Annotated in this window: 22 protein-coding genes and 1 tRNA gene; 7 read left to right on the top strand and 16 right to left on the bottom strand. The window is 63.5% G+C overall.

All coding sequences use genetic code 11. The features are described 5' to 3' along the window. Positions 1–35: 35 nt before the first annotated feature. Both hisF and ACY9XZ_RS18990 read left to right on the top strand, forming a co-directional pair. Positions 36–851 (top strand): imidazole glycerol phosphate synthase subunit HisF, encoded by an 816-nt coding sequence (hisF, locus tag ACY9XZ_RS18995; RefSeq protein ID WP_463458560.1) that lies wholly within the window; start codon positions 36–38, stop codon positions 849–851. Between the two features lie 449 nt (positions 852–1,300). Next, positions 1,301–2,149 carry a hypothetical protein gene (locus ACY9XZ_RS18990; RefSeq protein ID WP_463458559.1) on the top strand — a complete coding sequence of 283 codons (849 nt, stop codon included), beginning with the start codon at positions 1,301–1,303 and terminating at the stop codon, positions 2,147–2,149. Here the strand turns inward: ACY9XZ_RS18990 and ACY9XZ_RS18985 are convergent, their stop codons facing one another. The 3 genes from ACY9XZ_RS18985 to ACY9XZ_RS18975 form a co-directional block, all read right to left on the bottom strand. Continuing rightward, positions 2,150–2,434 (bottom strand): DNA-directed RNA polymerase subunit L, encoded by a 285-nt coding sequence (locus ACY9XZ_RS18985; RefSeq protein WP_137684216.1) that lies wholly within the window; start codon positions 2,432–2,434, stop codon positions 2,150–2,152. An 83-nt stretch (positions 2,435–2,517) separates the two neighbouring features. Then, on the bottom strand, positions 2,518–2,826 hold the full coding sequence (locus ACY9XZ_RS18980) for a DUF7410 domain-containing protein (protein WP_463458558.1): 309 nt from the start codon (positions 2,824–2,826) through the stop codon (positions 2,518–2,520). Beyond that, the gene (locus tag ACY9XZ_RS18975; protein WP_463458654.1) at positions 2,823–4,169 is read right to left on the bottom strand and encodes a hypothetical protein; all 1,347 of its coding nucleotides are present in this window, start codon (positions 4,167–4,169) and stop codon (positions 2,823–2,825) included. The genes ACY9XZ_RS18980 and ACY9XZ_RS18975 overlap by 4 nt, the downstream gene beginning before the upstream one ends. 168 nt (positions 4,170–4,337) lie before the next feature. Between ACY9XZ_RS18975 and ACY9XZ_RS18970 the strand changes: the two genes are divergently transcribed. The 4 genes from ACY9XZ_RS18970 (at position 4,338) to ACY9XZ_RS18955 (ending at position 7,392) form a co-directional block, all read left to right on the top strand. Beyond that, complete coding sequence (locus tag ACY9XZ_RS18970) at positions 4,338–5,201, top strand: cytochrome c oxidase subunit 3 (RefSeq protein ID WP_463458557.1); 864 nt, start codon at positions 4,338–4,340, stop codon at positions 5,199–5,201. A gap of 42 nt (positions 5,202–5,243) precedes the next feature. After that, positions 5,244–5,486, top strand: coding sequence for a DUF7385 family protein (locus tag ACY9XZ_RS18965; protein WP_463458556.1), 243 nt, complete (start codon positions 5,244–5,246; stop codon positions 5,484–5,486). 54 nt (positions 5,487–5,540) lie between these two features. Further along, positions 5,541–6,182 carry a PGF-CTERM sorting domain-containing protein gene (locus tag ACY9XZ_RS18960; protein ID WP_463458555.1) on the top strand — a complete coding sequence of 214 codons (642 nt, stop codon included), beginning with the start codon at positions 5,541–5,543 and terminating at the stop codon, positions 6,180–6,182. A 169-nt stretch (positions 6,183–6,351) separates the two neighbouring features. Continuing rightward, complete coding sequence (locus ACY9XZ_RS18955) at positions 6,352–7,392, top strand: NAD(P)-dependent alcohol dehydrogenase (protein WP_463458554.1); 1,041 nt, start codon at positions 6,352–6,354, stop codon at positions 7,390–7,392. A 51-nt stretch (positions 7,393–7,443) separates the two neighbouring features. On the opposite strand, the gene ACY9XZ_RS18950 is transcribed toward ACY9XZ_RS18955, so the two are convergent. The 11 genes from ACY9XZ_RS18950 to ACY9XZ_RS18900 all read right to left on the bottom strand — a co-directional run bounded on the left by ACY9XZ_RS18950 (position 7,444) and on the right by ACY9XZ_RS18900 (position 16,533). Next, positions 7,444–7,740 carry a DUF7562 family protein gene (locus ACY9XZ_RS18950; protein ID WP_463458553.1) on the bottom strand — a complete coding sequence of 99 codons (297 nt, stop codon included), beginning with the start codon at positions 7,738–7,740 and terminating at the stop codon, positions 7,444–7,446. A gap of 365 nt (positions 7,741–8,105) precedes the next feature. Next, a tRNA-Thr gene (locus ACY9XZ_RS18945) sits at positions 8,106–8,179 on the bottom strand. Positions 8,180–8,257: 78 nt separating this feature from the next. Then, positions 8,258–8,671, bottom strand: a complete 414-nt coding sequence (locus ACY9XZ_RS18940) for a universal stress protein (RefSeq protein ID WP_463458552.1) — start codon at positions 8,669–8,671, stop codon at positions 8,258–8,260. Between the two features lie 3 nt (positions 8,672–8,674). Beyond that, positions 8,675–9,424, bottom strand: coding sequence for an ABC transporter ATP-binding protein (locus ACY9XZ_RS18935; protein ID WP_463458551.1), 750 nt, complete (start codon positions 9,422–9,424; stop codon positions 8,675–8,677). A gap of 2 nt (positions 9,425–9,426) precedes the next feature. Next, a complete protein-coding gene (locus tag ACY9XZ_RS18930; protein WP_463458550.1) occupies positions 9,427–10,212 on the bottom strand; it encodes an ABC transporter ATP-binding protein in 786 nt (261 codons plus the stop codon). Continuing rightward, positions 10,205–11,269 carry a branched-chain amino acid ABC transporter permease gene (locus ACY9XZ_RS18925; protein WP_463458549.1) on the bottom strand — a complete coding sequence of 355 codons (1,065 nt, stop codon included), beginning with the start codon at positions 11,267–11,269 and terminating at the stop codon, positions 10,205–10,207. Before ACY9XZ_RS18925 ends, ACY9XZ_RS18930 begins: the two co-directional genes overlap by 8 nt. Next, positions 11,266–12,153, bottom strand: a complete 888-nt coding sequence (locus tag ACY9XZ_RS18920) for a branched-chain amino acid ABC transporter permease (protein WP_463458548.1) — start codon at positions 12,151–12,153, stop codon at positions 11,266–11,268. Before ACY9XZ_RS18920 ends, ACY9XZ_RS18925 begins: the two co-directional genes overlap by 4 nt. 5 nt (positions 12,154–12,158) lie before the next feature. Further along, positions 12,159–13,502, bottom strand: a complete 1,344-nt coding sequence (locus ACY9XZ_RS18915) for an amino acid ABC transporter substrate-binding protein (RefSeq protein ID WP_463458547.1) — start codon at positions 13,500–13,502, stop codon at positions 12,159–12,161. A gap of 143 nt (positions 13,503–13,645) precedes the next feature. Next, on the bottom strand, positions 13,646–15,193 hold the full coding sequence (locus tag ACY9XZ_RS18910) for an SLC13 family permease (RefSeq protein WP_463458546.1): 1,548 nt from the start codon (positions 15,191–15,193) through the stop codon (positions 13,646–13,648). A gap of 61 nt (positions 15,194–15,254) precedes the next feature. Further along, a complete protein-coding gene (locus tag ACY9XZ_RS18905; protein ID WP_463458545.1) occupies positions 15,255–15,506 on the bottom strand; it encodes a hypothetical protein in 252 nt (83 codons plus the stop codon). Positions 15,507–15,552: 46 nt separating this feature from the next. After that, entirely contained in the window at positions 15,553–16,533 is a 981-nt protein-coding gene (locus tag ACY9XZ_RS18900; RefSeq protein WP_463458544.1) for a class I SAM-dependent methyltransferase, read from the bottom strand. Positions 16,534–16,608: 75 nt separating this feature from the next. Here ACY9XZ_RS18900 and dph5 point away from each other — a divergent pair, with 75 nt between their 5' ends. Further along, positions 16,609–17,388, top strand: coding sequence for a diphthine synthase (dph5, locus tag ACY9XZ_RS18895; protein ID WP_463458543.1), 780 nt, complete (start codon positions 16,609–16,611; stop codon positions 17,386–17,388). A gap of 12 nt (positions 17,389–17,400) precedes the next feature. Here dph5 and artA read toward each other — a convergent pair whose 3' ends face one another. Together artA and ACY9XZ_RS18885 are read right to left on the bottom strand one after the other, a co-directional pair. Beyond that, positions 17,401–18,402: an archaeosortase A gene (gene artA, locus ACY9XZ_RS18890; protein ID WP_463458542.1), complete on the bottom strand. Its 1,002-nt coding sequence runs from the start codon at positions 18,400–18,402 to the stop codon at positions 17,401–17,403. A gap of 146 nt (positions 18,403–18,548) precedes the next feature. Beyond that, complete coding sequence (locus tag ACY9XZ_RS18885; protein WP_463458541.1) at positions 18,549–21,374, bottom strand: DUF7282 domain-containing protein; 2,826 nt, start codon at positions 21,372–21,374, stop codon at positions 18,549–18,551. Between the last annotated feature and the right edge of the window lie 242 nt (positions 21,375–21,616).

Raw genomic sequence — 21,616 nt, 5'->3', positions numbered from 1 at the left:
GTCAAACGGCGCTGTGGCGAACTCACGTGTATCTGATGACGCTCACGAAACGGATCATCCCCTGTATCGACGTCGACGTAGACGAGAACGGGGACGCGGCGGTGTACACGGGAGTCAACTTCGAGGACCTGGAGTACACCGGCGACCCGGTGGAGATGGCAAAGGCCTACAACGAGTCCGGGGCCGACGAGTTCGTCTTTCTCGACATCACCGCCTCCGCCGAGGGCCGGGAGACGATGCTCGATACGGTCTCGGCAGTCGCCGACGAGGTGTTCATCCCGCTGACCGTCGGTGGCGGCATCCGCACCCGCGACGACATCAAGGAGACGCTGCGGGCCGGCGCGGACAAGGTGTCGATCAACTCCGGCGCTATCGCCGAACCCGACCTTATCGACGAGGGCGCGTCGGCGTTCGGGAGCCAGTGCATCGTCATCTCGGTCGACGCCCGCCGTCGCTTCGACGAGGAGGGCGAGTACTACACCGAAGTCGACGGCGAATCCTGCTGGTTCGAATGTACGGTCAAGGGCGGCCGCGAGGGGACCGGACTGGATGTCGTCGAGTGGGCCACCGAGGCGGAGGAGCGCGGCGCTGGCGAACTGTTCGTCAACTCCATCGACGCCGACGGGACCAAGGACGGCTACGACATCCCGCTGATGAAAGCCGTCTGTGACACCGTCTCGACGCCGGTCATCGCCTCGTCGGGCTGTGGTGGCCCGGAGGACATGGAGGAGGTGTTCGTCGACGCCGGCGCGGACGCCGGCCTCGCCGCTTCCATCTTCCACTTTGGCGAGTACTCCATCGCCGAGACGAAAGAATATTTGGACAGCAAGGGAATCCCCGTTCGGTTGTAGTCCCGGACCGAACGGAGTGAGGGCCGGTTTTTTCGCCCACGGTTTTCAACGAGTGGTGCCCGCAGCGAACGGAGTGAGCGAGGACACCCGAGGCGAAACACGGTGGAAACGGGGTATCTGGACAGCAATGGGGATTCCGGGCCGGCCGTAACGCCGTCTCCGATTTAGGATAGCATTATTAAATACCCACACCTGTCATTATCTCTGTATGACGCAGTTCTTCTGTCGCCTCGGATACCTCGGTTTTCCCCGTGTCCCGGCGTTCGATATCGGTTCTGTATGTCAGCCGACATGTCTCTTACAGTCACTGCTAGCAACTGTCAATGGGGTCGAACAGCCCCGATGAGTTACCCAGTGGCCGAGCGACTGTGGGGGAACATCGCCACAGAACCGCAACACCGCGGTTCAACACCGGGCAGGTTTTATCCGGCCAACACGGAGATTCGACAATGAAATGGCGGTGTGAATGGTGTGGGAAACCTCACGAGGAGGACGACCCGCCGTGTGACAACTGCGGGCACGGAACCTTCGAGGAGGCCGTGACGCAGGTCAACGAGGGGGTTGTCGAGGGTGGGCCCCGATGGGTCTGTCTGGACTGCGGTCGCCAACACCAGAAGAACTCCCCGCCGTGCAAGCGCTGTGGCGGGAGTAACTTCGAGCGACGGACCGGACCGCCGGAGGACGACCCGCTCGATGAGATCCAAACCGGCTGGCTGGATGTGATGGAAACGAAGTACGTGATCGGCTACGCCGCCGTAGCGGTGTTGCTCGGACTCATCGTGCTCGCTGCCGTGGGTGGCATCACGCTGCCGGGCTTTGCCGCCGACACTCCCGCCGGCCCACCGGAGACTGCGTCCCCGGCCGGGAGCGGCGACACCGTCAACTCGCTCTCGCTCGCCGGAGTCGAGGACACCTACCTCGACGTGTACAACGTCCGGCGGTCGGGCGTCGGCGGCGGGACGGTCTCGCGGAACGCGACTTTAGACGATGCCGCGGCCTACTACAACAAGGGCCGCGTCGATGCGCGATACGACAACGCGGAACCGCCGACGCGGGAGGGCGTCTCTCGGTTCCCGATCCCGTGTGACCGCCCGGCAGTGGTCAGCTACGAGGTGGCCTACGACCGGACACCGCGGTCACTCGATCAGTTCGGGAACGAGACGGCGCTGGCGACTGCCCTCGTCGATAGCTACTTCGAACGGGGCAACAGGATTCAGCGGGCGGAGGCCGGGCTGGTCGGTCTCGACATCCACGTCGGCCCAGACGAACGCGTGTTCGTCACGTACGTGCTCTGCTAGTTACGCAGCCGCTTCGAACGCGTCGGTGAAACTGTCTGCCTTCTCGATGACGGCGTCGGTCCCGTCTTCGAGAGCCTCCAGTGCGTCAACACCCTCCTCGGTCTTGATGGTCAGAACCGGGTCCGTCTGGCCCCCGGACTGCTCCGGGTTCACGTCGTAGGTCGCCGCGGTGACGCCGTCGGTCTCCAGCAGCGCTCCCTTGATGACGTTCATGAACGTGTGGTCCTCACCGGCGATCTCAATAGAGAGTTCCGTGTCGGATTTATCGATAACGCGAAGGTCCATACCCACTGTTTGGTCGCCTCCGACCCATCAACGCTTCGCTTCCCGCCCGCTTCTGGCGGTGTGGCGTGAGCGCGAACCGCAGGCTACACGAGGGCGTAAATCATCAGCAGGCCGAAGTAGATGAGCACGAGCGCGCCGAGTGCCTGGAGTCGGAACGTCGCGAGCGACTCCTCCTCCTCCTCGTGGGCCGTCCGGAAGGCCTCGACCTCCGCGTCGTCGAGTTCGTTGGGGTGAGCCAGCCCGCGGTGGAGCGCGAGCCAGGACTCGCGGGCGAACGGCCGGCCGCAGTACGCACAGGTGAAGGCCGTGGTGTCGGCCGGAACGTCGTACGTCTCGTCCGCGGCGGTTGTCGATACTGACTGCTCGTCCGTGGTTGCTACTGTGTCAGTCATAGATGGGGGAGTGCCACCTCCGGCTGGCTGACGACCCAGAGGCTCGTCATCGTGTAGAACACCATGACCGCGATGAAGGGGTACTGCGACCGGATCGCCTGCAGTCGCGCGGGAAACAGGTCGTACGCGGCGGCGTGGGCCACCCAGATGGCGACCAGGTGACCGACGATGACCGACGCCAGCGCAATCGCGCCGAACCACTCCGGCAGGTCGACGGTCGGTACCGTCGCCGGGTTCGCAAACGGCGACGTGAGCGCGACGGCAAGTGAGGGCGCGAGCACGAGGAAGTATCCGAGGTAGTGTGCGAAGTGGTAGCCGACGGCGATGGCGACGAGCGGCGGCGCGAACCGCCGTGCGAGCACCGCCGGAGCCAGGTACGTGTCCGACATGTCGCGGGAGAGCCGGACCGCGAGCCGGTACACGCCGAGGAAGCCGGCAAAGCCGACCCCCAGCGCGACCGGATACAGGAGGTGCGGCGGGACGCCGGCCGCGACGAGTGGCGTCGTCAGGTCCCGCCAGGCGGGCGTCGTGACCAGCCCGTCGTAAGTCGTGACCCACAGCAGGGCGACCACGAAGGCGACCTCGTCCGGGCCGTCGACCAGCCGCGGCGTCGAGAGGTCCATGCCGGGGAGCCGAAGTCTGATCCCGTTCTCGTCGCGGCCGATGGGCGCAAAGCGGCCGTAGTAGCGAAACACCCGCTCGACGGGGTCGGCGTGGGCGAACCAGTCGTCGGGACCAAAGACGAATGCGCCCGCGAGAGTCAGGACGGCGTAGCCCGCGACGACCGATGCGAGCAGTCGCGGCTGGTCGGCCAGCGGGCTGACGACCTCCAGCCACACCAGTACGAGCAGGCCGCCGACGGCGGGCCAGGACCCGATGCGGGCCGGGTAGGTCCGGTCAAGCGTCGGGAGGAGCCCGGCGAGCGTCTTGAACGGATTGAGCGTCGCCCAGGCGTTGCCCAGGAGGTACGTCGTCATCGCCAGCCCGGCCCACCAGCCGACCCAGACGAGCAGTATCCCGAGGTTCGTCTGCGCGTTCGTCGGGCCGAGGAAGCCGACGATCAACACCGCGGCGAGGCCGGCAAGTCCGATGAGCTGGCCGGCGAGCCCCAGAACGCGCTCGTACTCGCCCGACAGCGGGCGTCCCCAGTCGTGGATGCGCTCGATGAACGCCCGGTCGGTGACGAACGAAGCCAGCAGGAACGACGCTCCAACGGCCGCGCCGCCAGTACTCAGGAAGAGCCACGTCGGTATCGTCAGCGACTCGCGGCCGCCGCCGGCGAGACTGCCGCCGTGTGCGCTCGCCGTCCCCGTCGCGGCCAGCCAGCCCAGCCCACACACCACCAGCGCGACCGTACGACGCCTCCCAGATGTCATCGTCGACAGTTGGGTCTTCGTCCCCGTGTAGCTTCCGGGACGCCGGCGGGCCACCCGTTCGATAGCGGGGTGGCGGCGGCACACGCCGCAGGGAATTGGATGGGCTTTTAGTATTCCGTTCGCAAGGGCCATAGTATGAGTGTCTCCGATGAACACGCGGACGACGGGCACGGGGAGCACCACCTCCCGGCGACGGAGGACTGGCCCCACGGGTTCGGCGAGGCCAGCTGGTGGCCCTTCGTGACGGCGATAGGTGGCTCAGGGATCTACGTCGGCGCGGCCCTGCTCGTACTCTCGATGGGCGAGAACGCACTTGTCAGCCAGACTATTGGGGCGGCCGCGACGGCCGGGAGCGTCGGCATCTTCCTCGTCGGCCTCTACGGCTGGCTGTATCACGCCTTCGTCTCGGACTTCTGGGAGCGGGGGACGGACTACCACTCGGACAAGACGCTGAAGTTCGCGATGTTGCTGTTCCTCGGGACCGAGCTCGCCACCTTCGGCGCTGGCTTCGTCTACTACTTCATCGTTCGCGGCGGCGAGGTCTGGACGCGGGCGGTAGTGCCCGAGGTGTTCGGATCGCTGGTGATCATCAACACGCTGATCCTGATCGCCAGTTCGGTGACGCTTCACTTCAGCCACCTCGCGCTCCGGAACGGCAACCGGAGCCGGTTCCTGAAGCTCCTCGGTGCGACGCTGTTGCTGGGAATCGTCTTCATCGGCGGACAGGTGTACGAGTACTACGAGTTCATCGTCCACGAGGGCTTCACGGTCGGTGGCGGCATCTACGGCTCCGCCTTCTACGGGCTCACGGGGCTCCACGGCCTGCACGTCACGATGGGCGCCGTGCTCCTGGGTATCGTCTTCGTCCGCGCGTACTACGGGCAGTACTCGGCTGAACGGCACACCTCCGTCTCGACGGCGTCGATGTACTGGCACTTCGTCGACGTCGTCTGGATCTTCCTCGTCGTCGTGCTCTACATGGGCGCGAATCTGGTGTAAGCCGCCGACGAGTTTTAGACGGCCGCCACTCGTTTCACACGCATGGCCCAGCTAGATGTCAGCGGGAGCTTCGACGTACACGAGTACCGTCATGGGCTCAAACTGCTGAAAGACGACCGCGGGACGATGACGCTGTCGAACCGGAACGGGTTCGACTGTCCGGCCTGTGGTACCGAGTTCGAGACACTCTTCATCAGCGAGAAACGGACGAACACGTTCGGAAAGCCTGATTCGCCCTTCTGTCTGGTCCGGACCGACGACCAGCTGCTGGTCCTGACACATTGAGCCGGACCGGCATCGGTAACAAGGCTTATTCCACCGCATCCGATTCGGTGAGGTATGCATCGGATTATCCCCGCAATCGGCCTCGCTGTCCTCGTTGTCCTCTCTGGCTGTGTGACAGCCACCGTCGACTCGACGGTCGCTGCCGACGGCACGGTCTCGGAGTACGACCTGACGCTCGAGATGTCCCCGTCGGCGTACGACGGCCTCCAGAGCCAGGCCCAGCAAGAAGGGTACGATTCGGTCGAGGAGTATCTCCTGGCCGACGTGAACACCACCCGGATGGAGAACCACACGTACGAACAGGAGCTGGAGGGTGAGAACGTCACCCTCTCGATGACGTTCACGGACTGGAACCCCGGCCCCGAAAGTGACGTGTCGACCAACGTCAGCGGGAGCAATGTCACGTACGAGGACCGAACGTTCGTCACTGCGAACGAGGATACCGACGTGGCCTTCGGCGACGGCGTCGCGGTCGAGTACCGCCTGACGATGCCCGCCGACATCACGTCCTCGAACGCCGACCTCGTCCAGAACGAGACCGCCGTCTGGGAGTACGCGGCTGACGAACCGGTCGACGAACCGATCCGCGCGACCAGCCCCGCGCCGTCGTCGGCCTTCGGGCCGGGCATGGGGATTCCAGTCGCTATCGTGGCGCTGCTCGGGGCCGCACTGCTGGCCAGTCGTAGTCGAGACTGAGCGACTGGAACCGTCACCGAACGCAGTAGCTCTCGGATTTTGGATGCAGGGACTACCGGCCCCAGTCTGGTCGCTGTTGCTCTCTACTGACGACGGTAAGCGCACCGTCCGGGATCTATTCGATATTTTATACTGTACGTTTATTGCTGTTTCGCGCTGACATGGAACGATGCGCGCAGCCAGACTCCACGAGTACACGCACGACATGTCGAACGGCCTCTCGATAGACGAGGTGGATGCGCCACAGGTCGCATCCGGGGACGACGTTATCGTCGAGGTCGAAGGGGCCGGCTGGTGTCAGACGGACAACCACATCATCGAAGGGATGTGGGAGCAGTACGTCCCGCAGGACCTCCCGTTGACACTGGGCCACGAAAACGCCGGAACAGTCGTCGAGACCGGCGACGACGTGGACATCGTTTCCGAGGGGGATCAGGTCATCTGTCACCCGGTCCAGACCTGTGGGACCTGCCGGCCGTGCCGCCAGGGCGAGACGATGTACTGCGAGAACGACGCCTTCAACGGCCTGACGACCGACGGCGGCTTCGCCGACCAGTTGCTGACCAGCGACCGGTCTGTCATCCCGCTGCCCGAAGGTGTCGACCCGGCCGAGATCGCGCCCCACGCCGACGCCGGCATCACGGCCTACCACGCGGCGAAGAAGGCCGTCGACGGCCTCAATCCGGGCGACACCGCGGTCGTCATCGGTATCGGCGGGCTCGGCCACATCGGTCTCCAGTGTCTCGACGCGATGTGTGCCGCCGACCTCGTCGCCGTCGACATCAAGCAGTCCGCCCGCGACCTCGCCACCGACCTCGGCGCACACTACACCATCGACCCGGAGAGCGAGGACGTCGCCAGCAAAGTGGAGGCTATCAGCGACGGCGTCGGTGCCGCACAGGTGCTCGATTTCGTCGGGGCCGACGAGACCACGGCGCTCGCGCCCGACATCTGTGCCGCCGGCGGCGACCACCACATCATCGGCTACGGTGGCCACATCCACGAGCCCTCGCAGGCGCTCGTCAACGGCGAGTTCGCCTATCAGGGCAACATCGTCGGCCAGTACACCGAACTCCAGGAACTGGTCGCGCTCGTCGAGCGGGGTGCGGTCGACCTGCACACGACCCAGTACGGCCTCGACGACGTGAACACCGTCGCACAGAAACTCGAAGACCGGGAGATCGACGGCCGGGCGGTCATCACGCCCTGAGTCGCCTGCGGTACGGCGTCGCATCGCCGGACTGGCCAGCAATCCAGCGGCTCAGCGACCGTCGGCGTGGGTCTGTTCCGCCTGGTCGCGGTAGCGTCTGAGAAACTCGCTTCTGTCCACCGTCCCGGCCCCCGCCGCTTCGAGGCGGTCTTCCAGCCCGGTCCGGTCGACGTGCCAGCACTCCTTGTAGCAGGGCTTGCACAGATACTCGAAGGACTTGCCGTCGCGGTTCCAGCGGTCGCCGTACTTGTCGTACTCCCGGGCGTCCGACCGGGCGACCGTTTCACCGCAGGCGATGCAACGGACCGCTTCGTCGGTACCCCGGTGCCAGGCGTTTCTGAAATCCATCAGAACCACACTCCATCCGACTGTCCGCGAGTGCGTCCGTTGTGCCGCTGCGGGTTCGCTGCAGTACCCACCGGTAGTTCGCACTGTGTGACCATCGTTTACAGCCAAAAGTTCCGTCCAGCAGCCCGTTGCCGTATCGCTTCACTGATGAGGGTCGTTTTTATACGGCTCGCGGGGTTCGGTCAGGCCAGCCACACGGTGCCCACGGCTGCTGATAGGTCGTCTTCGGTAGGAAACGTACTTGGCAAAACGACGCTCGAAGGAGGAAGCCGGTAGAGGGAGTAGTGAACCACGGTCGGAGCAACGCTCCTCCCTGATCCAAATCCCTCGTCAGCTTTCGCTCGTCACGTTCGTTCCTCGCAGAGAGCCGGTGGAGGGATTTGAACCCTCGGCCTAATCCTTACGAAGGATTCGCTCTGCCAGTCTGAGCTACACCGGCGCCGCGCTCGCGTACATCAGTCCTTGGACGCATAACCGCAATAAGGATTGCGAATCGGACCCGGCGAGGGAGTCGCTCTCACTCCTCGCGAGCACCGACGACGGTGACCGGGTCGTCCGCCTCAAGCAGGACCTGCTGGGAGACGCTCCCGAACACCGCTTTCCCGGTCGGCGACCGCTTTCTGGATCCCATGACGATCTGGTCGGCATCGAACTCCTCGGCCAGATCGATGATGCCCTCCGCGGGCGGTTGCTGCCCCTCGGCCAACTGGACATCGACGCCGTGGTCTTCGAGGTAGTCGCGCACGAGCCTGACTGTCGAAATGCGCTCGACGTTGCGTATCTCCTCGGGCGCTTCCGCCTCTTCCTTGGTCAGTGCGTGCGTGATGACGGCCGTGATATCGGTATCAGCAGCCGGTAGCTCCGCGACGAAGGCGGCCTGGCCGCGGGCGCGGTCCTCGTCGGCATCGACGGGTACAAGTATCGTGTACATCTGTCAGCCTCCTAGATACAAGCGTCCGACTTCCTCGTCGTTAAGCAGTTCGGTCCCCGTGCCGGTGAACTTGATTTCGCCGCTGGCGAGGACGAAACCCCGGTCGGCGATAGACAGTCCCTTCTCGGCGTTCTGTTCGACGAGCAGGATGGTCGTCCCCAGGTCGTTGAGTTGCTCGATGCGCTCGAACACGTCGTCGATGAACCGGGGTTCGAGCCCGATAGACGGCTCGTCGAGCATCATCACGTCCGGTTCGACCATCAGTGCGCGGGCCAGTTCCAGCAGGCGGCGCTGGCCGCCCGAGAGGGTGCCGGCCGACTGGCTCCGGAGGTCGGCCAGCACCGGGAACTCCTCGTACAGTTCCTCGGCGCGGGCGGCGGCGCGGTCGTCGTCGTTGAACACGTAGCCGCCCATCAGCATGTTCTCGTGGACGCTCATCCCCGGGAAGACGCTGGCGTCCTGCAACACGTAGCTCATCCCGTTGGCGAGGTTCTGCTGGGGCGACCGGCCAGTGATCTCCTCGCCGCGGAACGATACCGTCCCGGACTGGACGTCCGCAAAGCCGTAGATGCTCTTCATCAGTGTGGACTTACCCGAGCCGTTCGGGCCGATGAGACAGGCGACCTGTTGGTCCTCGACGGCGATGCTCACGTCGTGCAGGACGGTTGTGTTGCCGTAGCCGGCCGTGACGTTCTCCATCCGAAGCACCGTGTCCTCGGTCGGTTCGCCCGTGGCGTCTGGTGTGGATGCCATACTCACTCCCTCCCGAGGTACGCGTCGAGCACGCGCTGGTCGTTCTGTATCTCTTCGGGCGTCCCCTCGGCGATGCGCTCGCCGTGTGCCAGGACGTAGATACGGTCGGCGATGTCCATGACGAAGTCCATGTTGTGTTCGATGAGGAAGATGGTCGACTCCTGTTCCTCGTTTGCGCTGCGGATGTACTCGATGAGGTTCCCGAGCATCGAGGGGTTGATGCCGCCGGCGGGTTCGTCCATCAGCAGGATTTCGGGTTCCGACATCAGCTCCATCGCGAACTCGAGCAGCTTTTGCTGGCCGAAGCTCATCCGCCCGGCGCGGGTCTCCGCTAACCCACCGAGATCGACGTAATCGAGTAGCTCATCCGTTCGAGCAAGCAGCGAGCTGTCGGGGCGACGCAGGAGGCTGCTGATATCAGCGCCGCCCTCCTGGGCCGCCAGCAGCAAGTTCTCCCGAACGGTCATGTCTCCGAAGATGCGGGTCTCCTGGAACATCCGCCCCAGGCCGGCCCGCGCGATCTTGTGTTCGGGCCAGTCCGTCACGTCCTCGCCCTGGAGGTAGACACGGCCCTCGTCGGGCGTCAGCGTCCCGGTGATGCAGTTGAACAGCGTGGACTTGCCGGCCCCGTTCGGCCCGATGAGGCCGACGATTTCGCCACTGTGGATCTCGATGTCCACGTCGTCGACGGCGGTCAGGCCGCCGAAGCGCTTCGTGACACCGTCCGTCCGCAGCACCGCACGGTCGCTGTCCGTGTCGGCCGTCGGGCCGCTCGTCGCTTTACTCATCGGCACTCACCTCCGATCCGTCATCGGTGCCCGTGGCGGCCATGCCGCCGTGTTTGTAGTAGTCCATCTGGCTGGCGTATTCGCTGAGCGTTCCGACGACACCCTTTGGGAAGCCGATGACCGTGACGATGACGGCTCCACCGAGCAGGACGAGCTGCCACCCGACCGCGAACGTCTCCACGAGTTCGATGATCGTGTGGAGGCCGAACGCGCCGATGACGGGGCCGGCGACGGTGCCGGACCCGCCCAGCAACGCCATCGCGATGAGTTCTACGTTCCACGCGCCGTTGTAGGCCGTCTGGGGGTCGATGAACGTGTTGAACAGGCTGTACGCGGCGCCGGCAAAGCCCGTGAACAGGCCGGCCAGCATCCACGCGGCCGTCTTGTAGTAGGTGGTGTTGAACCCCATCGCCGTGGCCTTCTCCTCGTCGTCGCGGATGGCGTTCAGAACGAAGCCAAAGCGCGTCCCCGAAATGTAGTACACCAGTCCGACTTCGACGACGAGCAACCCGAGAAACAGGTAGTAGAACGTCTCGGCAGTCGGTGTCTCCAGTAGTATCTTCCCACTTGATCCGCCGGTAATGTCGAGAATCCGTGACACCTGCTGGGCAACCAGCAAGACACCTAACGTTGCGATTGCGAAGTAGTGCCCGCGGAGTCGGAGCACGATGATGCCGATGAACCCCGCGAAGCTGACGGCCAGCAAGCCGGCCAGCAGGAACGCGGTCGGGAACGCGAGCGCGAAGTCCTTCGTCAGGATGGCTGTCGCGTACGCACCGATGCCGAAGAAGGCCATGTTCCCGAAACTCGGATAGCCGGTCTGTCCACCGACGATATCCCAGGAGAGCGCCAGAATGGCGAACAGATACATCTCCGTGAGGACAGTCATGTAGTAGCCGCCCTCCAGGCCGAGAACGGGGAACGAGGCCCCGACCAACGCACCGACCAAGAGCAGCGCCCAGCCGTAGTGGTCACACGTATTGATGAACCAGTCGACCTGCTTCGGCGGCAGTATCGACCGGAGTGCGCCGTCTGACTCCTCTTCTGTCGTGCTCATTGTTCAGCCCCCTCGCCAAACAGGCCCTTCGGTTTGACGACGAGCAACACGATGAGCAGCGAGAAACTCACCGCGAGCGTCCACTGTGAGGAGATGAACCCCGAAACCAGTTCCTCGACGGACCCAAGCAGGAGACCGCCGACGAGCGCTCCGGGAATGCTCCCGACGCCGCCGAACACCACGATAATGAAACTCTTGAGCGTGTAGATGAGCCCCATCTGTGGCTGGATGTTCAGAATGACGGCGATGAACGCGCCGATCCCGCCGGCGATGGCCGATGAGACGCCGAATGTGACTGCGCGGGTGTGCTCGACGTCGATGCCGACCAGCGCCGCAGCCTCCGGGTTCTGTGAGACAGCCCGGATAGCGCGACCCGTCCGGGTCTTCTGGAGAAAGACGTACATGGCGACAGTGAGGACGAGCGCGCCGGCGAAGGCGATGAGTTTCATTTTCGGCACGACAATGCCGCCGAGTGACATCGATTGTTCGGCGAATCGAACCTGGATAGACCGGGGGTTGGCCGTCCACGCCCGGATCGCCAGTTGCTGGATAGCGATGCTCGCACCGAACGTCACCAGCAGGGTCAGAAACACGTCCGTCCCGATGACGCGCGAGACGAGGGTCCGCTGCAGGAAGTACCCGACGACGAACAGCAGCCCGATTGCCACCGGTATCGACGCCAGGAACAGGAACACTGAACTCTCCGCAGTGCCAGTCCCGACTTTCAGTACCCAGTAGGACGTGTACCCGCCAAGCATGACCATCTCGCCGTGTGCAAGGTTGATGATGTCGACCACGCCCCAGATGAGCGCGAAGCCGACAGCAACGGCTGCGAACAGCGCACCGACGAGCAGCCCGTTGACGACGAACTGCGTTGCTGCCATCGCTCTCAGCGCTCGCTCCAGTCCGGCATCGGATAGATGGGCTCGGACTGTCGCACGTTGTCCGGATAGACGGTCTGGAGCCCCGGGTCCGGCTGCCACTGTCTGACGAGCATGTTCTTGTCGATGACGCCGGAGTCGTCGAACTCGACTGTGCCGTACACCGTCGAGAACGACGCCTGGCGGATGTGGTCCCGCACTGCCGTCGGACCGAGTTCGTCAACGCTCTCGAAGGCGTCCTTGAACGTGATGATAACGGCCTCCCCGGCCGCACTGTGGTAGTCCGGCGCGCTGTCGTAGTTGTCGTTGATGGCCGAAACGAAGTCCTGTGTGCCGCCGAACACAGGGTCCTCGAAGTCAGCGTTGATGTCCCAGGACGTCGGGCCGTAGATGTAATCACCGTTGGCGCCGACCTCGTCTTTGAACGAGTCGTTGAGGCTGCCGACGGTTCCCATCGCCATATCGGGGTTGACGTTCTGGCTTTCCATCTGGTTGGCCAGGATGATGTTGTGCTTCTGGTGGGCACAGAGAAGCACAACGTCGGCATCCTCATCCCGAACTTTCCCGAGGCTCGTCGAGAGGTCCGACGTGTCCGACGGGAAGGTCTCATCGACGACAAGGTCGAGGCCCGCATCTTCGATTTTCGAGCGGGCCCCCTCCGCCGTAGACTGGCTGAAGGTGTCGTCTTCCGCGAGGATGGCGACTGATTCAGGCGGCGAGTCCTGTGCCAGTGCCATGTCGAAGCCGCTGAGTGCGTACTTGTTCGCCGTCGGCAGGAGGCCGAAAATCCACTCGTTGCCCTGCGCGAAGATCTCCGGGCTCGCACCGCCCCCCTCGACCATCGGTTTCTGGTTCTGTGCAGCCACGGCGCTCGCGGGCAGGGTCACCGTGCTGGAGTACGGCCCGAGCAGATAGTCGATCCCCTCGCGGTCGATGAGTTCCTGATAGATGGATTTCGACTGGGAGGCGTCGGTCCCGTCGTCCCGGAGGACCATCTCCAGTTCGTAGGTGTTGCCGTCGCCGGCCTCGACGCCGCCGGACTCGTTGATACGCTGTATCGTCAGTTCGTAGGCGTCCTTGTACAACTGCCCGAGGTCTGCGTTGTCCCCGGTGAGACTCATCGAGCCGCCGAGCTTGATGACGTTCGTTCCACTGCCGCTCTCTCCGGTGGACCCGCCATCGCTGCCGCCGCTGCCGTCACTACCGCCGTCGCTACCGCCGTCACTGCCGTCGCCCCCGTCGCTACTGCCATCGCCACCATCACCCGAACAGCCAGCGAGGCCGGTCAGTCCGAGGACACCTGTGCTTCCTGCCGCCTTCAGAAACGTACGCCGGTCTTGTTTTCCAGTCATAGGTCGTTTTGCGCCCGTGTATCAATGATACACGGCCTGTACGTTCCGTTGTGACATACCCTATTAAATGTTAAGGATACCTGGAAAAAATGTAGTTATGCTTATATACACTTCCTCAAGAACGAGCCACACTGAAGAGTGGCCTACCAGAGCACGCGGGGCCAGAGGACCGCGAAGGAAGCGAGGACGAGCCCCGTCAACACGAGCGTCATCAGGACGTTCAGCACGACGCCGGCCCGAATCATGTCTCGTTGCTCCAGGTGGCCGCTGCCGAAAACGATAGCGTTCGGCGGGGTGGCGACGGGGAGCGCGAACGCGAAACTCGCCGCTATAGCCCCGGTAACGGTCAGCGTGACGGCCGCCTGTACCGGTTCGACGCCGAGTGTGCCGGCCAGCACGCTCCCGAGGCCGATGAGGACCGGGGCGAGTATCGTCGTCGTCGCCGTGTTCGATGACAGTTCGGTCACCAGCACGGTAAAAACGATGACGGCGAGTACAACGAGGGCGAGCGGCGCGCCGATTAGCGTGTCGAAGACAGTGCGTGCGAGCCACGTCGTCGCCTCGGTTTCGGCAAGCGCGTCCGCCAGCGAGATGCCGCCGCCGAATAGAATGATGGTTCCCCAGTCGATGTCGACCAAGTTCTCCCAGTCGTCAGCCCCCGAGAGGACGAGTGCTGGGATGGCGAGCAGTCCGACCACCACGAAGTACAGGATGCCGCGATGCCCAGTCAGACCGAACACTGTTTCGCCCCCGCCGCCGAACAGCGTCACGAACACGGGATCGGGAAGAATGCCTTCGAACAGGAACCCGAGCCCGCCGAGAATCCACAGGCCCGCCGTGGCCGCGAAGATGTACGCAGCGCGCCGACCGCTCGCTGACAGCGGTCCTTCCTCTTCGAGGTACGCTTTCGCCTGCGCCTTCGCTCCGCTCACGTCCTCGACCTCCGGGGGATACAGCCAGAACGTCAGGACGTACCAGGTCAGCGGGAGGGTCAACACGACGATGGGAAGCCCGATGGCCAGCCACTGCACGAACGAAATCTCGACGCCGATGAGCCTGTCGAGAAACGCCACGGCGACGACGTTCGGCGGCGTGCCGATGAGCGTTCCGACCCCGCCGACGCTTGCCGCGTAGGCCGTGCCGAGCAAGGTCGCGATACGCATGTTCGAGGCCTCGCCATCGGGGACATCTCGACCGACGACCTCGGCAAGCACACCCAGTGCGACCGGCGTCATCATCGCCGTCGTCGCCGTGTTCGACACCCACATCGAGAGAAACGCCGTCCCGATCATGATCGCCAGAATGAGCAGCCGCGGTGAGCGCCCCATCCAGCTAATCAGGTACAGCGCGATTCGGCGGTCGATGTTGTGGGTCTGGAGCGCCTTCGCGAGCATGAACCCTGCCACGAACAGGTAGATCAGTGGGTCGGCAAAGCCCGAGAGTGCGGCCTCCATCTCGGTGTAGATACCGAACACCGTCAGCAACACCGGTATCAACAGCGCCGTCACCGGGAGCGGCAAGGCGTCCGTCACCCAGAGAATCGCCGCGAAGGCCATCGTCGCCAGCGCGTACTGGGCGGCGATACCGAGTCCGGGCGGCGTCGGGGCCGCGGCTATCGCGGCCGTCGAGGCGAGCGCGACGACGATCGCCGCTGCCGTTCGCCGCGGTCGCGTTCGGCCCGACCAGGTCATGGCCGGCCCCGCTGGTCAGCCGCCGCGTCTCGGCGTCCGTGGAATGTCCGTTCGGTCATGGTTAGAAGTTCGAAACCAGCGCGCGAACCTGCTCGGTGGTCAGTTCCGACTGGTACAGTTCGAACAGCACTTCGAGCCGTTGCTCCGAGAGGCTCCGGTTGTTGTTCTCCAGCATGGAGATGTGAGCCTGCATGATGTCGTCGATTTCCACCTCGACCTCCCGCTGGCCGAACCCCGCCGCGACGCGGAGGAGTCGCCACGCTGTCGGCGAGATGTTGTGGATGTCGATGTCGTCATCCTCGCTCACCTCCATCTGCTACTATTCCCCACCATCAGACGAATGAATATAACTGTTCGTTTCAGCGTGTCAATCGAACGTCGAGAACGACGTTGTGTTCCTTCGGGGCATACGACCGAACGGTGTGGCGCGTTTCGACCGTCACGTCGTAAACCGGCTCCGCAGCCGACCGGATCGCCCGCTCGCCGGGACCGAACAGGTCGTCCTCGTGCTGGATGTCGTAGTAGTGAAGCACACACTCTTCGCCCGCCAGCCGGACAGCGGTCTCCAGGAAGTCGTCGGCGCTGTGGGGCAGGTTCATCACGACGCGGTCGGCCCAGTCCTCGTACTCCACGGCGACCTCGCGGACGTCGCCGTGGATACCCGTCACACGGTCGGCGACGCTGTTCTGTTCCGCATTCGCACGCAGGTACTCGATTGCCGTCTCGTTGATGTCGGTTCCGACGCAGGTCGCCCCGCTCTTGGCGAACGGAATCACGAACGGGCCGACGCCCGCGAACATGTCGAAGGCCTGCTCGCCCTCGCTGACCTGCTCGGTGACGCGATGGCGCTCCGTCGCCAGCCGCGGCGAGAAGTACACCTCGGCGAGGTCGAGGTCGAACGTACAGCCGTACTCCCGGTGAGTGACTTCTGTCCCCTCGCCAGCGAGGATCTCCCAGTCCCGGACCCGCTGCTCGCCTTTGATCTTCGATGCACGGTTCAACACCGCTCGCACGGGGAGGTCCGAATCCATGATCGCATCGGCGAGCAGCCCCGCCCGCTCGTCGTCGTCCTCATCGACGATCGCCACGTCGCCGATGCGTTCGTAGCTCGGCTCGAAGTCGAGACCGTCCGCTGGCATCGTCTGGCCCTCGCGGACCGGCGGGTCTGCCTCCACGACGGTGAGGTCCGACGGCACCGCCGTGGGGTCGGTGACGGGGACGTACAGCTGTCCGTCGACGACTGTGATGTCGTAGCCGTCGTCGACGAGGTTTGCCTCGGCGAGGCGCTGGCGCGTCTCTTCGCCGGCCTCGCGGGGAACGCGAACGCAGGGAACGCCCATACCCCCTCTCCCAGACCGCGGGCGGTAAGCCTGACGCTTCGCGCCCTTTATCCCCGACGGCGACCCACTCCGGATATGCTCACATTCGTCGGACTGGGCCTCTACGACGAGCGCTCGGTCACGGTCGCCGGCCGCGACGCCATCCGGGACGCCGACCGCGTGTTCGCCGAGTTCTACACGAGCCGGCTGGTCGGCACCGACCTCGAAACCCTGGAAGCCTCGCTGGAGACGACTATCGAAATCAGGGACCGGGCCGGCATCGAGCAGAACCCGGAACCGATCCTCGCAGCCGCCGAGAACGAGGACGTCGTCTTTTGTACCGCCGGCGATACGATGGTGTCGACGACACACACCGACCTCCGGCTTCGGGCTGCGGACCGCGGTATCGGGACCCGGATCGTCCACGGGACGACCGCTCAGACGGCCGCCGGCTCGCTGACGGGCCTGCAGAACTACCGCTTCGGGAAGGCCACGACGCTGCCCTTCGAGGACGCCCACGGCGGCGACGGCGTTCCGGACAGCGTCGTGGCGACCATCGAGGACAATCGGGATCGGGATCTGCATACGCTCGTCTATCTCGACATCAAGGTCGACGACCCCCACTGGGACGAGAGCGACGACACGTACATGACCGCCAGCCACGCCGCCGAACTGCTGTCGGAGCCGTTCCCGGACACGCTCGGCGTCGTCGTCGCCAGGGCCGGCAGCCCGGACCCGTTAGTCGTCGCTGATACGCTCGATGACCTCGCCGGACAGACGTTCGGCGAGCCGCTCCATCTGCTCGTGATTCCCGGTTCGCTCCACCCGCTCGAAGCGGACGCGTTAGCGTCGATTGCCGGAGCCGACCTAGAATAGCGCCGTCCCAGTTCAGTCGTCGCCGGGCGTTGGGCTACCGGGCTCGGTCTGGTCTTTTTCGAACGCCGTCCCGAGGTCGTACTCCGTGCCGGTCACCAGAAACAGGAGGTCCTCGACGATGACGGTGAGCTCCGGAAGCTCCCGCATCAGCACCCACGTAAGCCCAACGAGGACGATAACGGAGCCGAACTGCGCCAGAATCCGGTCGACGATGTAGTAGGACACCAGCTGTGCGTCGCTGAGACCGAACAGGGTCATGACCGTCTCCGGGAACAACTGGGCCTTCTGGAGGCCGAAGGCCAGTGCGATTCCGACGTTCCGGAGCAGATTCAGGGCATAGATGATGCCGACAGCCGCGACTAGCACGCGAAGCTTCCGCCGCCACGGAGCCGCGACCGCCAGTATCCCGCCAGCGAATATGGAGATGCTGCCGATGCCCGTACACGCGAGGATTATGGTGTACGTTATCGGCCGCTCGTTGCCGTCAAACCAGAACGTGTTCTCGTAGGGGTACTGCTTCGATGCGATATCAATGCCGTTGTGCGAGAGCCCGCCGACAACCGTCGGGTCGTAGCCGATGAGGGTCATGAGGAAGGCCACCTGATCGGTGACGACCTCGATGATAGCCTGCCGCAACGGGCCGATAGTGAGAAAGGGGACGTAGATGACGCCCATGATACCGATGGCGCGGGTCAACACCAGCAGCGACTCCCGACCGTTCCAGAGCAGGTAGCCGGTGTACAGCGACAGCGGGACGGCGATGACGCTTCCCAGCCCCTCGACGACGCTTTTCTGTATCAGGATGAAATGCGGCGCCAGGACGAGCCAGTACGCCGCGAACACCACCCAGCCGACCGTCCCGACAGGGCGGGCTAACCGCTCGTCGTACTGAGCGACGGCCACGCTCCCCAGAAACGTCGCGAGGACGAGCCACATCAGCGGCTCCGAGACCGTGACCGGGTCGAACGACAGTCCAGCGATGTCGACGCCCGCTTGCAGGACTGTCTCACTCATTGGTCGTACGTTAGCCAAACCGGCGTATATGTTTTGTCGTTGCGCTACTGTGCGGTGTCGCCGTCAGACCGTCTGTCGATAGTGCTACCGCTATCGGCGTAGCGCGCGAAAGAAAGAACGGTGTTCAGGGACCGGAACTGCTCCGGTTAGTTGTCGCGTCGGACAGCGAGGAGCGCAGCGGCGACCAGCGCGATGAGCGCGATGGCTGCCGTGAAGCCGGGACCTTCCTCTGCGGTGGTCTCGGGCTCAGGCTCTTCGGTGTCCATGTCGGTTTCCGTTTCGGTTTCAGTTTCCGTTTCGGTTTCGGTTTCCGTTTCGGTTTCCGTTTCCGTCTCGGTTTCCGTTGCCGTTTCCTCGACGATGGTCACGTTCGCACTGTCCGTGACAGCCGTACCGTTCGAGGTGTACGGACCGTCATCGCCGGGGAAGTCGTACGCTTCGTTGCCGTTGGTGTCGAGGTGCGGCATCGCGACCGCGGTGAAGTCCTCGTCCTGCGGCTCGTCGAGCGTGATCGTGATGTCGTCGTGGCTACCTGCTTCGAGGTAGTCGGAGTTCCCGATGACGTCGCCGGATGCGTTACCGGCGTGGACGGCGATGAAGCCACCCTCGGACAGCTGCGCGCTGTCGACAGTGACTTCGCTACCATCGGATTCCTGGTCGCTGATGCTGACAGTTGCCGTGTCAGCTTCGACGATGCGACCGTCTTCCTCGTCACTGAAGTCATCGTCACCGTCGACGTCTAGCGTCTGGACGGTGAAGTTCGTTCCAGCGGAGTAGTCGCTGAAGTCACCCACGGCGGTGTATGTACCATCGGTGGCGACATCAGTTTCGGGACGGAGGACGAACGGGTTCGCGTCGTTCTCGGACTCCATCTCGACTTCGAGCTCGGAGCCGGGTGCGACGTTCGTCTCGCCGGTCACTTCCTGACCCGCGGCAGCCGAGACCGTGACGAGGTTGTCGTCGTCAAGGTCCAGCTGCGCGTCGCGCTCGGACGTCCGGTAGAGTGCGCTTTCGCTGTTCCGGTCGTCGGTCAGCGGCCCTTCTCGGACGGAGAAGGTGGCGTTGAGGCGCGTGTCCTCTTCCTTGGCGATCGTCTTGCCGTTTTCGAATGCAACGTCGCTCGTATCAACAGCGACGAAGTAGGTGTTGTTGTCCGGGTCGTCGACAACAGTCACCGCGTCACTGCTGTTCGAGAAGTCGATCGGCTGCGGGTCAGCGTTTGCACCGACGTCAGTCCGGTTGACGTAGAGTCGGAGACCCGAAACCGTCGAGTCACCGCTGTTGATGCGGTCCGGCGTGGTGTCGGTAGCTGCGATGAACGCCTCAGTTGCGTCAGAGGCGCTTCCATCTTCCTGTTCGTATTCGAGTGCACCTTCCAGGCCGGAGGCCTGAATCTGGTGGACAACAACGTCCTCAGCCGCGACGTTGTCGGACTGCGTGAGGTTCACACCGATGCGGTCGTAGACATCGACATCATCGTCGCTAATGTCTGCGTCACTCGGTGCGGCCCACGTCTGCATGCTCTCAACGGAGTTGTCGTTGAGTCGGACCGTTCCAACCGTGTCAGGGCTGGTGACGTCCGGGGAGGTTCCAGCGGTCACGTTCATCGAGTAGGAGCCGGCTTCGAGCGTGTCGCCGCTCAGGCCGCCTCGGGCGTAGTCGCCACCCTCCTCGATGTTATCAATGTCGTCGTCACCGGGGACGCTGAGGACCGTACTGTTACTGTAGTCACCAGCGGTGTAGCTGTTGAACTGAACAGTGACTTCGCCGTCACCGTCGTCATCCTCGAGCTGACCCTGGATGTAGTAGTTGTCGTCGTTCTGGTCGCCGACGTTGATGACGGCGTTTTCAGTGTTGTCGACCTGCACTGTGATGTTGACAACGTCACCGACCTCGTCCTGGACGGTCGAGGTTTCGAAGCTCGCCTCACCCTCGTCGGACTCGGAGACGTTGATCTGGTCGGACTCCGCAGAGACGCCGGTCGTGTTGTCCGTCACACGAACGTAGTACGGACTGTCGTCGGCGCTCACGTTGTTGAAGTCGAACACGACGTTGCTGTTGCCTTTCAGCGTCTTGAACTGCGGATTCTCCCTGTTGTTCAGGTCGCTTTCTGCGACCGGGTCGTCATCCGCGTTGAACAGCGTCGCGTTGGCGGTGGAGCCACCGCGGTTCGTCGAAACGTTGACTGCGAGAGTATCCGTGTCGTCGATGTTGGCACCGTCGCCGACATCGTCGTCAATGTTCACTTCGAGGTTGAGGTCGCTGACGGTGAAGGTGTCCTCGTTCTGGCCAGCAACTGAGACGTTGTACGTCTGACCAGTGTCGAGGTTCGAGGTATCGACAGTGTACACCTGACTATCCGTGGCGTAGTTGTCGCGGAACTCAACGCTACCGCCCTGTTCTTTGACTTCAACGCTGGGAGAGGTCCCGGCGTTTGCGGTCGTGTCTTCGATGGCAATGACCTCGCCGCGGAAGATACTCTGGTCCTGGTCGTCACCTGAACCGTCTGCAACGACTTCACTGGATGTCACATCGATATCTTCAGCAGTGAGGACAGCATCGCCGGTGCTGTTCGTAACACCGATCTGGACAGTCAGGTTGCGGCTAGGTTCGACATCCTTGTCGAGGGGGATGAAGACCCGCTGGTCATTCGTGCCCTGCAGGGCACCGCCTTGTTTGCCGCTGTTGTTACTGACTATGTACTTGCTGGGGTTCTTGTCACCATCAATGTAGATGGTGGCGTTGTCAAGCTGGAAGTTGCTGCCGGAGTTGGAACCCGTATCGGTCAGTGCTATTTCGATCTGTGCGGGGTTTGCCCCATTATTCGCGCTATACTCTACTGCCTGCTCAATGCCCACGTTTGCGCCGGCGGCGGCTGCGCCACCGGAGAACGCGATGGTCCCGGCGAATACCGAGAAGACCATCAGCGCCGTGAGGAACAGGCTTCTGATTTTTTCGTTTGTATCTGTCATAGTTTGTGTTTGCTATCGGGCGACCCCAGCAGTTTTCCGCGTGGTCGGAACGCGGTCACCGCAACCGCGCATAGACCGAACCGGCGTACTCACTTCTGGCGTCATGGGTAGGGGTATCGGTACATTACCAGAAGTGTGGTAAATGCTTTGTGGAATGAAGGTGGTAAGTATATTACAAATACCTATCACTCAGTAATGTATTTCAAAATGTACGTATTGTTGTAATGGATGTTTTCTTGACT

The sequence above is a fragment of the Haloarcula sp. HT12 genome, from assembly GCF_055271655.1.
The sequence above is the reverse complement of the archived record's forward strand: the minus strand, read 5'-3'. Positions and strand labels throughout refer to the sequence as shown.